At 52.1% G+C, this 1,499-nt stretch carries 1 rRNA gene; it reads right to left on the bottom strand.

Features of this window, described 5'->3' with window-relative positions:
• Positions 1–1,486, bottom strand: a 23S ribosomal RNA gene (locus BGL48_RS07030); the annotation flags it as partial.
• Positions 1,487–1,499 lie beyond the last annotated feature (13 nt).

The following is a 1,499-nucleotide window of genomic DNA, read 5'->3' as shown; positions in this document are numbered from 1 at the left end:
ACGGGAATATTAACCCGTTTCCCATCGACTACGCCTTTCGGCCTCGCCTTAGGGGCCGACTTACCCTGCCCCGATTAACGTTGGACAGGAACCCTTGGTCTTCCGGCGAGGAGGTTTTTCACCCCCTTTATCGTTACTCATGTCAGCATTCGCACTTGTGATACCTCCAGCATGCCTCTCAGCACACCTTCAACAGCTTACACAACGCTCCCCTACCCAATATCCATAAGGACATTGCCGCAGCTTCGGTGTATCGCTTAGCCCCGTTACATCTTCCGCGCAGGCCGACTCGACCAGTGAGCTATTACGCTTTCTTTAAATGATGGCTGCTTCTAAGCCAACATCCTGGCTGTCTGAGCCTTCCCACATCGTTTCCCACTTAGCGATAACTTGGGGACCTTAGCTGGCGGTCTGGGTTGTTTCCCTCTCCACGACGGACGTTAGCACCCGCCGTGTGTCTCCCGGATAGCACTTACTGGTATTCGGAGTTTGCAAAGGGTTGGTAAGTCGGGATGACCCCCTAGCCTTAACAGTGCTCTACCCCCAGTAGTGTTCGTCCGAGGCGCTACCTAAATAGCTTTCGGGGAGAACCAGCTATCTCCGAGTTTGATTGGCCTTTCACCCCTAGCCACAGGTCATCTCCTAACTTTTCAACGTTAGTGAGTTCGGTCCTCCAGTTGATGTTACTCAACCTTCAACCTGCCCATGGCTAGATCACTCGGTTTCGGGTCTAATGCAAGCAACTGTCGCCCAGTTAAGACTCGGTTTCCCTACGGCTCCCCTATGCGGTTAACCTAGCTACTTACATTAAGTCGCTGACCCATTATACAAAAGGTACGCGGTCACCCCATCACTAAGTCACCTCTGCTGGATTGGGCGGTTGACCCACGCTGCGCGTGGTTAACCCAATCAACAAAGTGATAGCGTCTCACTAAGATGAAGTGTCTTAGTGATGGGGCTCCCACTGCTTGTACGTAGACGGTTTCAGGTTCTATTTCACTCCCCTCACAGGGGTTCTTTTCGCCTTTCCCTCACGGTACTGGTTCACTATCGGTCAGTCAGGAGTATTTAGCCTTGGAGGATGGTCCCCCCATGTTCAGACAAGATATCACGTGTCCCGTCTTACTCGTTTTCACGCCTAAGGCGCCGTCGGTTACGGGGCTATCACCCTTTATTGCCAGGTTTTCCAACCTGTTCACCTAACGCCTAAGCCGCTTAAGGGCTGCTCCGGGGTCGCTCGCCGCTACTGCCGGAATCTCAATTGATTTCTTTTCCTTCGGGTACTTAGATGTTTCAGTTCCCCGAGTTCGCCTCTTAGCGCTATGTATTCACGCTAAGATACCTGCTTATGCAGGTGGGTTTCCCCATTCGGACATCGATGGCTCAAATGCTTCTTACCAGCTCACCATCGCTTTTCGCAGGTTAGTACGTCCTTCATCGCCTCTGACTGCCAAGGCATCCACCGTCTACGCTTAATCACTTAACCATACAACCCCAAA

This window comes from Salinivibrio sp. SS3 (assembly GCF_001722105.1).
In the GTDB taxonomy this organism is placed as follows: Bacteria; Pseudomonadota; Gammaproteobacteria; order Enterobacterales; family Vibrionaceae; genus Salinivibrio; species Salinivibrio kushneri.
The sequence above is the reverse complement of the archived record's forward strand: the minus strand, read 5'-3'. Positions and strand labels throughout refer to the sequence as shown.